Raw genomic sequence first — 13,712 nt, forward strand, 5'->3', positions numbered from 1 at the left:
TGAGCACGATGATGCGCAACGTACGCCTGAGGGGCCGGATCGAGACGATCGCGGCCTGCCTCAGCGGACTGCTGTTCCTCCTGACCGCGATCTGGCCCGACTGGATCGAGCGGGTCTTCGAGGCCGAACCCGATCAGGGCAGCGGAGCCCTGGAGTGGGTGATCGTGGGCGTCGCTCTCTGCGCCACGATCGTCTTCTCGCTGCTCGCACGCGCCGAGTACCGCAGAGCCCGCGCCCTGCGGAGCTGAGAGCGGTGGCGCGGTGGTCCAGGCGGCCGGCACGGATGCGTGGGGCGGCTTCAGCCCGCGCGACTCCCGGCGGAAGATCGCGAAGAGGGCGGTGTAATATGCGGAAATATCCCTTGTGTTGAGGAGCCTCCATGCGCCCGTTCGATGTCGACGAGTTGACCGTCGGCCGGTGGCGCAACGGTGGGGGTGCCACTCGGGAGGTCGTGTCGTGGCCCGTGGGGGACGAGGAGTTCCAGTGGCGTGCGAGTGTCGCCGACATCGATCGGGACGGGCCGTTCTCGGCGTTCCCCGGGGTCGACCGGACGTTCACCCTCGTTGCCGGCGAGGGTGTGCGGCTCACGGCCCCCGGCGTGTTCGACCGGACCGCGCGGGTGGGGGAGCCCCTCGGGTTCGCCGGTGAGCTGGAGCTCTCCGCCGAACTGTCCGGCGGGGCCTGCCGGGTGTTCAACATCATGGTGCGGCGCGGGCGGCGGGTGGCCCGTGTGGAGCGGGTCACCGAAACCGTCACACCGGTCGGCGGGCACGCCGGGGTGTTCTATGTGATGCGTGGCCAGTGGCAGCCCGGGGGCGGGCAGGGTTCTCTCGGTGCGGGTCAGGGGCTGTGGTGGGACGACGACGCGCCGGGCCGAGCGGTCGTGCCGCTCTCGCCCGACGCCGTCGCCCTGTGGGCGGATGTCGCGCCCGTGAGGTGAGTACGGGTCAGCCGACGGGCGCCGTCGTACGGGCGCCGTCCTCCGTCGCGGCCGGGTGGATGGTCTCGGCCGGCGGGTCGGCCGTGCGCCGCACCCACAGCCAGTACACGGCCCCGGTGACGACCAGGCCGACGATCCACGAGATGTCGGCGCCGTCGAGCTTCTTGGTGATCGCGCCGGTGTACAGCTTCGTGGCCAGGAACGGGATCTGGACGGCGACGCCCACGACGTAACAGGTCAGCGCGGTGCCGTTCCAGCGGCCGTAGCGGCCCTCCGGGTCGTACAGCGCGGGGATGTCGACCCGTTCGCGGGAGACCAGGTAGTAGTCGACCAGGTTGATCGCGCTCCACGGCGTGAACACCATCAGGATCAGCAGCACGAAGTTCTTGAAGTTGTTCAGGAAGTCGGCGCTCGCGGCGAGCGCGATGCCGATCGACACCGCCGTGAAGCCGACGATGTAGGCGGCGCGGGCGGCGGCCGAGATCCGCGAGCGGCCGTCGAAGGCCGTGACGGTCGTCAGGATCGACATGAAACCGCCGTACGCGTTGAGGCAGTTGACGGTCAGCTTGCCGACCACGATCACCAGGTAGATGAGGAAGGCGAGGGCGGCGGGACCGGCCAGCTCGCCGAGGAAGCCCACCTGGTCGGTGAGGAAGGCCTTGCCGGCGACGGCCGCGGTGAGGGCGCCCAGCGTCATGGCCCACTGGGAGCCGATGACGGAACCGGCGAACGTCGACCAGAACGTCGCGCGCGTGCTGGTGCCGCGCGGCAGGTAGCGCGAGTAGTCGGCGACGTACGGGCCGAAGGTCAGCTGCCAGCCGGCGCCGAGACCCACGGCGAGCAGGAAGGTCGCCGTCTCGAAGCCCTTGTTCCCGATGTGCGCGCCGACGTCGTACTGGGTGAACACCCGCACGAGCAGATAGCCGAGGCCCAGCACGCCGACGACGGTCGCGACCCGGCCGGCGGCGTGGATCAGCCGGTAGCCGGTGACGGCCACCACGGCCGTCAGGACGCCGAAGACGAGGATGCCGACCTGTGTGTTGTCGACGTGCAGCAGCTCGGCGAGCGCCTGGCCCGCCAGCACGCTGCCGGTCGCGGCGAAGCCGAGGTACATGAGGATCACGAGCAGCAGCGGCAGGACCGCCCCGTGGACGCCGAACTGCGCGCGGCTGGAGATCATCTGCGGGACGCCGAGCCGCGGGCCCTGCGCGGAGTGCAGCGCCATCACGATGCCGCCGAGCACGTTGCCGATGAGGAGCGCGGGTATCGCCCACAGCGCGTCGGCGCCGAACACGACCGACAGCGCGCCGTCGACGATCGCGGTGATCTGCATGTTGGCGCCGAACCACAGCGTGAACTGGCTGCGCGGCGTGCCGTGCCGCTCGGCGTCGGGAATGACCTCGATGGTGCGCCTCTCCATCGCGAGTCGTTCCCCTGGGGCGTGTTGGACCGGCATGTCGGAGACCTCTCCCGGCAGCGATTCCTGTGGATCCGGACGGACCGCAGCCGTTTACCCGCACTGCGGTGCGCCGAATCTCGCATAGAGGCCAACACCGATCAAGACTCTGAATGCAGAATTTCAGAGAGTGGGATGGGGCCGTGCGCGCGGGCCGGTGTCAGGCCACGCCCCTGATGCGGTGGACGAGGAGGCCGCCGGCCAGGATGACCAGGGCCGCCGTGGCGTACAGGCCCGTGTAGCCGCCGAGATGGGCGATGACCGGAGCGGCGAGCGCGGGGGCGAGGACCTGCGGCCCCGAGTTCGCGATGTTGATGACGCCGAGATCCTTCGCCCGGTCCGCGGCCTCGGGCAGCACCTGGGTGACCAGCGCCTGGTCGACGGCGAGGTAGATGCCGTAGCCCGCGCCGAGCACGGCCGCCGCGGCGAGGGCGGACGGCCAGGTGTGGACCAGGGCGAGCAGCAGCGCGGCGGCCGCCATGACCAGCGAGCAGACGGCGACGAAACCCTTGCGGCGCCCGACGCGATCGGACAGCACCCCCACCGGGATCGCCGTGAGCGCCGCGCAGAGGGTGTAGAGCACCGTCAGGACCAGCACGCCGGTGCCGGGATCGCCGTAGTGGACGGCGTCCGCGAGGAAGTAGAACAGATAGAGCGTGCCCAGGGCGTTGCCGAGGTTGATGAGGAACCGGGTGAACCACGCCCAGCCGAAGTCCGGGTGCTTCCGGGGGCTCACCCAGAACGAGCGGACCAGGGTGCGGACGTCGACGGCGGGGCGCAGCGCCCGCGGCAGCGGCGGCTCGCCGTGCCGCAGCACGAACGGCAGGGCCAGGACGACGGTGAGCAGGGCGAGCGTGACGTAGCCGGAGCGGACACCGGTGACGAGCAGGGCGGTGATCAGCGCGCCCAGGACCAGCCCGACCGACTGCATGAGGCCCGTCCAGCCGGAGACCACCGCGCGCTGGGTCAGCGGCACTCGGTCGGCGATCGGGGTGGTGACCCCGGCCAGCATGGCGTTGAGACCCGCCTGCGCGAGGCACCAGCCGACGGCGACCCCCGCCACCGTGTGCTGGGAGGCGGTGACGGCGAGACCCGCCGCCCCGGCGAGGGCGCCGCCGAGGATCCAGGGCCGACGCCGGCCGAACCGGCTGGTGGTCCGGTCCGACCAGGCGCCGGCGATCGGGTTGGCCAGGACGGCGACGAGCGCGCCGAGGCCGGTGACCAGCGACAGCGCGGTGTTCTTGTCGTGCGGGTCGATCTGCTCCAGCTGGAGCGGCAGCAGGATCTGGATGGGTGTCATGAAGGCCATGAAGACGGCGAGCGTGGAGAGCGAGAGGTTCGCCGTCCAGCCGGCCGTGACCGGGACGGTGGGCTCGGCGAGGACGGCGGTGGCGTCGTCCTCGGCGGCTTCTTCCGGGGCGTGGGCCATGGTGGCTTCGCCGCTCAGGGACGGGGGGAGGAGCTGAGGTCGCGGGGGGAGGGGTCGGCGTCGCCAGGGGCAGCGCTGACGTGGCGTCGGGAGGCGCCGGCGTCGCGAGCGGAGGCGTTGACGCGGCGGCGCGAGGTGCCGGCGTCGCGGTGCGAGGCGATCGCGTCCCGGTACCAGTCGAAGCTCGCCCGGGGCGTGCGCTGTCCCGTGGCGAAGTCGACCTCGACGAGACCGAAGCGCTGGTGGTAGCCCTCGGCCCACTCGAAGTTGTCGAGCAGCGACCAGGTGAAGTAGCCGCGCACGTCCACCCCCCGGTCCACCGCGTCCGCGACCGCCGCGAGGTGCCCGGCGAGGTAGTCGATGCGCTCCTGGTCGTGCCGCCCGGCCGGCTGCGAGCAGCCGCTCTCGGTGATCCACACCGGGGGAAGGGCTTCGCCGTAGCGGTCCTTGAGCCCGGTGAGCAGCTCCGTGAGCCCGTCGGGAACCACCGGCCAGCCGAACGCGGTGCGCCGGTACGCCTCCTGAGGTTCCGTCAGGTCGAAGGGGAGCCCCGCGGCGGGATCGGCCGGTGCTGTCACCCAGGTCGGGTTGTAGTAGTTGATGCCGAGTCCGTCCAGTGGCGCGGCGATCGTCGTGAGATCGCCCTCGCGCACCACACCGCCCCAGCTCGGGTCGGTCATGCCGTACGCCGAGAGATCGGGGTAACAGCCTTGGAGCACAGGTTCGTTGAAGAGACGGTTGTGCAGGGTGTCGTACCCCGCGGCCGCCGCCGCGTCCCCGTCCGAGCGGGCGTCCGCGCGCAGCCGTACGGGCGTGCAGTTGTTGGCGATCAGCACCTGCCCGTCCGGGACGGCCGCCCGCAGCGCCGCGGTCGCGAGGCCGTGGCCGAGCAGCTGGTGGTGGGCGACGGGCAGCGCGTCCAGCATCAGGGCGCGGCCCGGGGCGTGGACGCCGAAGCCGTAGCCGAAGGACATGTGCACGAACGGCTCGTTCAGGGTGATCCACCGCTTGACCCGGTCACCGAGCCGGTCCGCCACCACGGCCGCGTACTCGGCGAACCGGTGCGCCGTCGCGCGGTTCAGCCAGCCGCCCTCGTCCTCCAGAGCCTGCGGCAGGTCCCAGTGGAAGAGGGTGGGCGTCGGCTCGATCCCGGCGTCGAGCAGCGCGTCGACCAGCCGGTCGTAGAAGTCCAGCCCGCGCGGCTCTACCCTGCCCGCACCGGTCGGCAGGACACGCGGCCAGGAGATCGAGAACCGGTACGCGTCGAGACCGAGCCGCCGCATCAGCGCGACGTCCTCGTCGAACCGGTGGTAGTGGTCGCAGGCGACGTCACCCGTGTGACCGTCGCGGACGGCCCCCGGGCGCCGGACGAAGGTGTCCCAGATCGACGGCCCCTTGCCGTCCTCCTCGGCCGCGCCCTCGATCTGGTACGCGGCGGTCGAGGCGCCCCAGACGAAGCCGGCCGGGAGGCCCGGGAGGCCCGGGAGTCGGGTGGGGTCGGTGGGGCCTGAGCTCACGGGTACCTGCCTTCTGCCGGCTTGCCGTCCGATGCCGACGCGCCGCGTGGTGCCGGCCCGCCGTCCGAGGTGGGCCGCACCGTAACATGAACATTCGTTCACGTTCTATGGGTCGGACGGGCCGGAATCACCCCTCGTCCGTGGCCAGCCGGCCGCGCAGGTCCTCCCAGTAGCCGTCGAGCATCCGCTTGAGCTCGTCCACGGTCTCCAGATCCGGCTCGCCGTCGCCCTTGAACACCTCGTGCAGCACGGCGTTCGCGGCCCACACCACCATCCGTGTCGCCCGCCGCGCCCTCTCCCCGCCAGGAGCGCCGGTCAGGTGCTCCACGATGCGCCGCAAGCCGTCCGCGATCAGCGCGTTGCTCGCCTCGTCGGCCCGGGCGAGCTCGGGGCTGAGGTGCCGCCCGGCCCACAGCGCCATACCGCCCGGCTGGGACCGGAACAGCTCGCCGTACACGTCGACCACCGTGCCGACCAGGTCGGTCAGTTCACCCGCGACGGCCCGCGCGACGAGCTCCTCGATGGCGGACGCGAACGCCTCCAGGTACCGCCGGCCGAGCGCGTCCACCACGGCGCCCTTGTCCGGATAGAACTGGTAGATGCTGCCGACCGGCACGCCCGCCTCCTCGGCGACCCGGCGCATCGTCAGCGCCTCGTACCCCTCCTGGGACAGGAGCCGGTCGGCCGCACCGAGGATCGCCTCGACCCTGGCCCGGCTGCGCGCCTGCTGCGGCTGCCTCCGCAGTCGGGGCCGCGAGTCGGGCCCCGGCTTCTTCGTCTCCGTCACCACACGCTCCCGGTCGTCGGACGTCCGAACGTAGCAGCAGGCACACTGATGCCTCCGCGTGCCTCGGCGCGGTCGGTGATCAGGGGGACGGGATGGTCTACGACGGTGCGTTCCTGTGGGGTCCGGCGAACTTCTCCGGACGGCCGCCCGGGCGGCTCCTGGTGGAAGGAGCCGTCGTGGGCTCGGCGACCGCCGGTGTGATCGCGGGCGCCGCGGTGGCGGGAGCGTCGACCGGGTTCGGCGTGGCGGGGGCCGTGGGCGGAGTCGTGGCGGCCCTGGGCTCCGCCGCGTACCTCCTGGCGACGAACGCGGGGCGCGCCCTGGTCGGGGCGGTCGTCCTCCTCGGCGGGTTCCTCGTCTGGTGGGTGCCGGGCCAGGCCGTGCAGGCCGTCCTGGCGGCGCGGGGCGTGAGCCGTACGGTCGTGGTGACCGAGGTCCACGTCCACCGGTACGAAGGGCGGGACCTCGTCGCGTACTCCTGCTCCGCGCGGCTGCCCGACGGCACTCCGGTACAGGCCGAGGCCTGGCGCACCTGCGGTGCGGGCGCGCGGCCGGAGCAGTACCTGACGATGGTCTTCGATCCGGAGGGTGCCGTCCCGCCGACCGATCGCGTCCTGCCCGCCTCCGCCGTCCAGGGCCTGGCCGGGCCGGCGGCCCTGAGTCTGGGCCTCGCGGCGCTGTGCTGCGTCGCGGTGATCAGGTCCAAGCCCTGACGGGCAGTCTTCTATCGCTGATCCGCGTTGTTTCTAGAATGGCCCCGTGGAGGACATCGACGCGATCGCGGTGCTGCAGGATCCTGTACGACGCCGCCTGTACGAGTACGTGGTGGCCCAGGGCCGGGAAGTCGGCCGCAACGAGGCAGCCGAGGCCGTCGGGGTGGCGCGCACGCTCGCCGCGCACCACCTGGACAAGCTGACCGGCGCCGGGCTCCTGGAGAGCGGCAGCCGCCGGCTCTCGGGGCGCTCGGGGCCGGGGGCGGGCCGTCCCGCCAAGGTGTACACGCGGGCGCCGGGCGAGCGCTCCGTGTCGCTGCCCGCCCGCGACTACCGCACCGCCGCCGAACTGCTCGCCGAGGCCGCGGAGGAGGCCGGGATCGACGCCGGCCTCTGCGCGGCCGCGCGCCGCCGGGGCGAGGCCCTGCGTGGTGCGGCGGGACCCTGTGGCGGCCTCGACGAGGTCATGGAGACGCTGGCCGCCCGCGGCTACGAGCCGTTCCGTGCGGGCGACGCCGTCCGTATGCGCAACTGCCCCTTCCACGCCGTCGCCGAGAGCTTCCCGCCGCTCGTCTGCGGCATGAACCTCGCCCTGCTCGAAGGGCTGCTGGGTACGGAGGGCGCCGTACGCGCGCGCATGGACGCGCGGCCGGGGGAGTGCTGCGTGGTGGTCGAAGCTTCTAAAAACAATCCCGATTGACATAGAAATCGCGCTCGTGCTGGGATGAGGCCATGACCACACCCACGCACGCCGCCCACCTCGCGCAGCTCAACGTCGCCACGCTCCGGTACCCGCTCGACGACCCGCGCGTGGCGCCGTTCGTCGAGATGCTCGATCCGGTCAACGCCGCCGCCGACGGGACGCCCGGCTTCGTGTGGCGGCTCGTCGAGGACGGGGAGGGCGACGCCACCGGGCTGCGACCGCTGGGCGACGACGTCATCGTCAACCTGTCGGTGTGGGAGAGCCAGGAGGCCCTCTGGGACTTCGCCTACCGCAGCGGGCACCTGGAGGTCATGCGCAAGCGCCGCGACTGGTTCCACCGGCACGTCGAGGCGCACCTGGTGCTCTGGTGGGTCCCCGTGGGGCACATCCCGACCGTCCGCGAGGCCGTGGAGCGACTGGAGGACCTGCGGGCGCACGGGCCGTCCCCGCGCGCCTTCACTTTCGCCTCCTCGTACGGTGCGGCCGAAGCCGCCGCCGAGGCAGCCGTCGGGCACGCGCCGGACGGGGACTCGGCGACGGTCTGAGGCGTATCGCCGGGGGACGGACCGCCGGGACGAACCGCCTCGGACGACCGCCCGGGACGGACCGGCCACGGGACCGTTTGCGACGCCGGTCAGCCGAAGTCGGGGATCGGGTGCGTCGGGGCCAGCGCGGCGGCGATGCGCTGGGTGATCACGTGCGCCGTGTGGCCGGCCGCGGCGTCGGGACCGTTCGTCGTCGAGACCGCGATGGACAGCCGCTCCGACGGCAGATACGCCTGGGACGCGGAGTAGCCGAAGAACAGCGGGTGCTGGGACACCCAGTCGCCCAGCACGAGCAGTCCGAGACCGTAGTGCGTGGCCTCGGTCTGGGTGATGCAGATCTTCGCCGGGCACGTGGCGGTGGCGTGGCCCAGGCCGACCGTCCCCGGGTTCAGCAGCTCCCGGTAGGAGGCCGGGGAGAGCAGCCGGCCCGAGCCGATGCCCGCGGCCGACCTCGCCAGGTCGCAGATGTCGGTGGTCTCCACCGCGCCGGGGGCGGTGGTCCAGGACGGGTTCCAGAAGGTGGACTCCTCGTACGTCCCCCGGTCCGAGGTGAAGGCGTGCAGGACGGGCTCCGGGATGTCGGGGGTGAAGCTGTTGCGGGTCTCGCGCAGTCCGAGCGGGCCCAGGACCTGCCGCTGGAGCAGCACGTCGAGCCGGGTGCCGGTGATCTTCTCCAGGGCGGCGCCGAGGAGGACGAAGTTGGCGTGGGAGTAGCTCCAGTTGGTGCCCGGCGCGTACCAACGGTCCTGGCTCGTCGAGAGCCGTACGACCTCGTCGGCCGTCCACCGGCGGAACGGGTCCGCGACGACGGCCTGCTGGAACGCCGGAAGCCTCACGTAGTCGACGAGACCGGTGGTGGACGCGGCCAGCATGCGCAGGGTGATCCGGTCGCCGTCCTTGAGGCCGGGCAGCCAGCGGGCGACGGGGTCGTCGAGCCCGACCGTGCCCTGGTCGACGAGGCGCAGCAGCGCCGTACCCATGTAGGCGATCGCGATGTTGCCGTTCCGGAAGTGCATGGCGGGCGTCGCTGGCACCCCCGTCATCGACTCGCCGAGCGCGGTGGTGACGAGCTCGCGGCCGTCGACGGTCACCCGCAGGATCACGGACTTGAGGCCCATGTCCGCCTTGGCCTGCTCGGCGATCCGCAGGATGTCGCGGGCCCGGCCGTGCTCGGGCGGCCGGGAGGCGACGCAGGGGCGGTGGCGGCCGGGGTCGCCCGCCGGGCCGGCGGTCGCGGTGGCCGGGGCGCCGAGGGCGAGGAGCGCGGCGAGCGCGGCGGCCGCGGCACGGCGCGACCGGGGCGTGGAACGGGGTGGTCTCATGGCCGGAGTATTGGCCGGTGGCGCCGTCCGGCGGCGGAGGCGCCGTCGACCCGCGCGAACATCACCCGTCAGGCCCGCGCGACGAGCACGGGCGGGTTCGCGCGCGCCGAGCACGCAGGCCCCGCGCGCCGAGCACGCAGGCCCCGCGCGCCGAGCACGCAGGCCCCGCGCGACGAGCACGCAGGCCCCGCGCGACCAGCAAGGGCAGGCCCCGCGCGACGACCACCGTCATGCCGACGTCGCCGGCGCCAGGACCGCGTCGGCGACGTCCGTGGGCTCTCGCCGGCGTCCGGCGCGAAGGCTTCTTCGGCTTCGGCAGATGGATCCGGCCGCCTCGTCGACGAGGCCGGGCGGGTGGCGACGACCGGCCCGGCCTCCGACGAGGCCGGGCGGGTGTCGCGCACCGGGCACGGTCAGTACAGGACGTCGCCCATCGGGGATCCGTCGCCCGTGACGTACGCGCGGATCGACGCCAGGTACTCCGCGCGGCCGACGCGGCCGTCCCCGTCGGCGTCCAGCGCGTCGAAGGCCGAGCCGGCGTTGTCGGCCCGGTTGCCCAGGGCCTCGCGCAGCAGGGTGAACTGGGCCCGGTCCAGGGCGCCGTCCTGGTCCGCGTCGGCGAGGTCGAACAGGGCGCCCAGGGCGTACTGGCAGATGGTGTCGAACTTCTCCGCGTCCACCCAGGAGATGTACTCCTCGTAGGTCATCACGCCGTCGCCGTTGGCGTCCATCGCGGCCCAGGCGCGTTCGCCGGTGGCGCGTGCGGCGAGGACCAGGGGGTCGTCGTCGGCGCGTCCGGTCGCCCGCTGGGCCCGGTCGATGCGGACGAAGTAGTCGTGCTTCGAGGCGACTCCGTCTCCGTCCGTGTCGAGCATCGCGTAGATACGGGCCTTCGGGGTGGTGAGATCGGCCGGGGAGGCCAGTGGCTCGGCCTGGGGGATGGGCATGTCGGAACTTCCTTCACACATGGGGACGTACTGCTGCCCATGATCGAGGGTGGTGCTCCTCGCGCGCGGACGACCCGCCCGGCGCCGCCGACGGAGTTGCGCGGCCACGGTCGCCGCCGGTCACACCCGTCCGATGAGATCGTGCGTCAGTTTCATCAGACGCTCACGCGCGCCCGTGTCGTACGCCTGCTCGTGGGCCCGTGTCTCGGTGAACTGGTCGAAGTAGCGGCCGGTGACGGTGGCCAGTTCCGGGTCGAGGAGCAGCCGTACGGTCGGACGGACGCCCTCCTCCGTGGTGGTGAGCGGGGTGAGCCCGTAGGCGCGGACGGCGGGCGTGTCCATCAGGTGGGCCGGGTGGAGGGCGTTCACCGTGACGCCGGTGCCCTCCAGTTCGGCGCCGAGCTCGATGGTCGCCATGATCATCGCGAGCTTGCTCCGGCAGTAGGCCCGCAGCCCCTCGTACTCCTTCTCCATCATCACGTCGTCGAAGTCGATGGTCTCCTGTCCGATCGAGGCGACGTTGACGACCCGCGCCGGAGCCGAGGCCGTGAGCAGCGGCAGCAGGGCGCGGGTGAGCGCGTACGGCGCCACGTGGTTGACGGCGAAGCGGAGTTCATGGCCCTGGGCGCTCAGCTCGCGGACGAGCGGCCGCGAGCCGCCGCCGGCCACCGCGTTGTGGACCAGGCCGTCGAGGTACGGCTCCGACGCCCGGATCCGGGCGGCCATCGCGTGCACCTGGTCGAGGTCGGAGAGGTCGGCGAGATACGTACGGACCGTGGTGCCGGGGCCGGCGGCCCGGACCTCGGCGGCCACGGCGTCGAGCCGTTCGGCGTTGCGGCCGTGCAGGAGGAGGGTGCCGCCGCGGGACGCCAGGTCGAGGGCGAGCGCGCGGCCCATGCCCTGGGTGACGCCGGTGATCAAGGTGGTGGGGTGGGTCATGGCGACCACGCTGACAGTATCCGGCGGCCCCGGGCAGTGTGTGTCACACCTGGTGTCGACACCACCAGGCTACGCAGGAGCCCGGGGGGCCGGCCGGACGCGCCGGCCGGCCCCCCCGCCGTGTTCAGCGCAGGTCGAACCGGTCCAGGTTCATCACCTTGTCCCACGCGGCCACGAAGTCCCGGGCGAACTTCTCTCCCGCGTCGGCCGACGCGTACACCTCGGCGAGGGCCCGCAGCTGGGAGTGCGAGCCGAAGACGAGGTCGACCGGGGTGGCGGTCCACCGCACCTCGCCCGTGGAGCGGTCGCGGCCCTCGAAGACGTTGGCGTCGGACGTCGACGCCTTCCACTCCGTGCCCATGTCGAGCAACCCGGTGAAGAAGTCGTTGGTCAGCGACTCCGGCCGGTCGGTGAAGGCCCCGTGCGCCGACTGGCCGTACCCGGTGCCCAGGACCCGCATCCCGCCGACGAGCACCGTCATCTCGGGCGCCGTCAGGGTCAGCAGGCTGGCGCGGTCGAGCAGGAGCGTCTCCGGCGAGAGCTTCTCCCCGGCCTTCAGGTAGTTGCGGAAGCCGTCCGCCCGGGGTTCGAGCACCGCGAAGGCCTCGACGTCGGTCTGCTCCTGCGAGGCGTCCGTGCGCCCCGGCGCGAAGGGGACGGTGAGCTCGTGTCCGGCGTTCTTCGCGGCCCGCTCGACGGCCGCGCACCCGCCGAGCACGATGAGGTCGGCGAGCGAGATCCTCGTGCCGCCGCCCGAGGCGTTGAAGTCCTCGCGGATCCCGTCGAGGGTCTCGATCGTCCGCGTCACCTCGGGCAGGTCGTTGACCTCCCAGTCCTTCTGCGGTGCGAGCCGGATCCGCGCCCCGTTGGCACCGCCGCGCTTGTCGGTGCCGCGGAAGCTCGCGGCCGACGCCCAGGCGGTGGTGACCAGCTGGGAGACGGAGAGCCCCGAGTCGAGGATCCGGGCCTTGAGGGCCGCGATGTCCGCCTCGCCGACGAGCTCGTGGTCGACCGCGGGGACGGGATCCTGCCACAGCTGCGGCTCGGGGATCCACGGGCCGAGGTAGCGCGAGAGGGGGCCCATGTCACGGTGCAGCAGCTTGTACCAGGCCCTGGCGAACGCGTCAGCGAGCTGGTCCGGGTTCTCGTGGAAGCGCTTCGCGATCGGCGCGTAGACCGGGTCCATCCGCAGCGAGAGGTCCGTCGTGAGCATCATCGGGGCGTGCCGCTTCGACGGGTCGTGCGCGTCGGGCACGGTGTCCTTCGCGGACGCGTCCTTGGGCGTCCACTGCTGGGCGCCCGCCGGGCTGGTCGTCAGCTCCCACTCGTACCGGAACAGGTTGTCCAGATAGCCGTTGTCCCACTTCGTCGGCTCGTTGGTCCACGCCCCTTCGAGTCCGCTGGTGAGCGTGTCGGCGCCCTTGCCGCTGCCGTACGTGTTCCGCCAGCCGAGGGCCTGCTGCTCCATGGGGGCGGCCTCGGGCTCCGGACCGATGTACTCGGGAGCGACGGCACCGTGACACTTGCCGAAGGTGTGGCCGCCGACGATGAGCGCGACCGTCTCCTCGTCGTTCATCGCCATGCGGCCGAAGGTCTCCCGGATGTCCCGGGCGGCGGCCACCGGATCCGGGTTGCCGTTGGGGCCCTCCGGATTGACGTAGATCAGGCCCATCTGCACGGCCCCGAAGGGACCGGTGAGCTCCCTGTCGCCGCTGTAGCGCTCGTCGCCCAGCCAGGTGTCCTCGGGGCCCCAGAAGATCTCCTCCGGCTCCCAGATGTCGGGACGGCCGAAGCCGAACCCGAAGGTCCTGAACCCCATGGACTCCATGGCGCAGTTGCCGGCGAAGACCAGCAGGTCGGCCCAGGAGATCTTCCGCCCGTACTTCTGCTTGACCGGCCACAGCAGCCGGCGCGCCTTGTCGAGGCTCGCGTTGTCCGGCCAGCTGTTCAGCGGGGCGAACCGCTGGGCGCCACGGCCGCCCCCGCCCCGGCCGTCCGCGATGCGGTACGTCCCCGCGGCGTGCCAGCTCATCCGGATGAACAGGGGCCCGTAGTGGCCGTAGTCGGCGGGCCACCACTCCTGGGAGTCCGTCATCAGGGCGAAGACGTCCCGCTTCAGCGCCTCGACGTCGAGGCCGGCGAACTCCTTCGCGTAGTCGAACTCCTCGCCCATCGGATCGGAGAGGGGCGACTGCTGGTGGAGGACCTGGAGGTCCAACTGGTTCGGCCACCAGTCCCTGTTGGTCTTGGGCCGGGTCTCGGTGGGGGTGGGGGACGGGATCGCCGGGTTCTCGCTGTCGCTGCCGGGCACGTGGGTCCTTCTTCCGCTGATCTGTGACGGTTTCGGCGTCCGACATGGTCGCGTACGGCGGACCGCGTACGGGCGATAACACGCAGAACCAGCCCAACCTACG

Annotated in this window: 13 protein-coding genes; 5 read left to right on the plus strand and 8 right to left on the minus strand. The window is 72.4% G+C overall.

Annotated features, from left to right (window positions below; translation table 11 throughout):
* Nucleotides 1-8: 8 nt before the first annotated feature.
* Both ABT041_RS32445 and ABT041_RS32450 read left to right on the plus strand, forming a co-directional pair.
* Nucleotides 9-248 carry an ABC transporter permease gene (locus tag ABT041_RS32445; RefSeq protein WP_351191223.1) on the plus strand — a complete coding sequence of 80 codons (240 nt, stop codon included), beginning with the start codon at nucleotides 9-11 and terminating at the stop codon, nucleotides 246-248.
* Nucleotides 249-379: 131 nt separating this feature from the next.
* The gene (locus tag ABT041_RS32450) at nucleotides 380-940 is read left to right on the plus strand and encodes a HutD/Ves family protein (RefSeq protein WP_351191225.1); all 561 of its coding nucleotides are present in this window, start codon (nucleotides 380-382) and stop codon (nucleotides 938-940) included.
* A gap of 7 nt (nucleotides 941-947) precedes the next feature.
* On the opposite strand, the gene ABT041_RS32455 is transcribed toward ABT041_RS32450, so the two are convergent.
* The 4 genes from ABT041_RS32455 to ABT041_RS32470 form a co-directional block, all read right to left on the minus strand.
* The gene (locus tag ABT041_RS32455; protein ID WP_502976635.1) at nucleotides 948-2,360 is read right to left on the minus strand and encodes a purine-cytosine permease family protein; all 1,413 of its coding nucleotides are present in this window, start codon (nucleotides 2,358-2,360) and stop codon (nucleotides 948-950) included.
* Nucleotides 2,361-2,556: 196 nt separating this feature from the next.
* Entirely contained in the window at nucleotides 2,557-3,825 is a 1,269-nt protein-coding gene (locus ABT041_RS32460; RefSeq protein ID WP_351191229.1) for an MFS transporter, read from the minus strand.
* A gap of 14 nt (nucleotides 3,826-3,839) precedes the next feature.
* Nucleotides 3,840-5,342 carry a GH1 family beta-glucosidase gene (locus tag ABT041_RS32465; RefSeq protein WP_351191231.1) on the minus strand — a complete coding sequence of 501 codons (1,503 nt, stop codon included), beginning with the start codon at nucleotides 5,340-5,342 and terminating at the stop codon, nucleotides 3,840-3,842.
* A gap of 127 nt (nucleotides 5,343-5,469) precedes the next feature.
* Nucleotides 5,470-6,129 (minus strand): TetR/AcrR family transcriptional regulator, encoded by a 660-nt coding sequence (locus tag ABT041_RS32470; protein ID WP_351191233.1) that lies wholly within the window; start codon nucleotides 6,127-6,129, stop codon nucleotides 5,470-5,472.
* Nucleotides 6,130-6,221: 92 nt separating this feature from the next.
* Between ABT041_RS32470 and ABT041_RS32475 the strand changes: the two genes are divergently transcribed.
* From ABT041_RS32475 to ABT041_RS32485, 3 genes are read left to right on the plus strand one after another with little or no spacing between them, the layout of a single operon-like run.
* A complete protein-coding gene (locus ABT041_RS32475; protein ID WP_351191235.1) occupies nucleotides 6,222-6,842 on the plus strand; it encodes a hypothetical protein in 621 nt (206 codons plus the stop codon).
* Nucleotides 6,843-6,888: 46 nt separating this feature from the next.
* Entirely contained in the window at nucleotides 6,889-7,542 is a 654-nt protein-coding gene (locus ABT041_RS32480) for a helix-turn-helix transcriptional regulator (protein WP_351191237.1), read from the plus strand.
* A gap of 32 nt (nucleotides 7,543-7,574) precedes the next feature.
* Nucleotides 7,575-8,090: a DUF3291 domain-containing protein gene (locus ABT041_RS32485; protein ID WP_351191239.1), complete on the plus strand. Its 516-nt coding sequence runs from the start codon at nucleotides 7,575-7,577 to the stop codon at nucleotides 8,088-8,090.
* 89 nt (nucleotides 8,091-8,179) lie between these two features.
* Here ABT041_RS32485 and ABT041_RS32490 read toward each other — a convergent pair whose 3' ends face one another.
* The 4 genes from ABT041_RS32490 to katG form a co-directional block, all read right to left on the minus strand.
* Nucleotides 8,180-9,412, minus strand: a complete 1,233-nt coding sequence (locus ABT041_RS32490; RefSeq protein WP_351191241.1) for a serine hydrolase domain-containing protein — start codon at nucleotides 9,410-9,412, stop codon at nucleotides 8,180-8,182.
* 413 nt (nucleotides 9,413-9,825) lie between these two features.
* Nucleotides 9,826-10,359 (minus strand): EF-hand domain-containing protein, encoded by a 534-nt coding sequence (locus ABT041_RS32495; protein WP_351191243.1) that lies wholly within the window; start codon nucleotides 10,357-10,359, stop codon nucleotides 9,826-9,828.
* Between the two features lie 120 nt (nucleotides 10,360-10,479).
* Nucleotides 10,480-11,298, minus strand: coding sequence for an SDR family NAD(P)-dependent oxidoreductase (locus tag ABT041_RS32500; protein ID WP_351191245.1), 819 nt, complete (start codon nucleotides 11,296-11,298; stop codon nucleotides 10,480-10,482).
* Nucleotides 11,299-11,422: 124 nt separating this feature from the next.
* Nucleotides 11,423-13,609 carry a catalase/peroxidase HPI gene (gene katG / locus ABT041_RS32505; protein ID WP_502976636.1) on the minus strand — a complete coding sequence of 729 codons (2,187 nt, stop codon included), beginning with the start codon at nucleotides 13,607-13,609 and terminating at the stop codon, nucleotides 11,423-11,425.
* Nucleotides 13,610-13,712 lie beyond the last annotated feature (103 nt).

The organism is Streptomyces sp. NPDC002825, assembly GCF_040295385.1.
Taxonomy (GTDB): Bacteria; Actinomycetota; Actinomycetes; order Streptomycetales; family Streptomycetaceae; genus Streptomyces.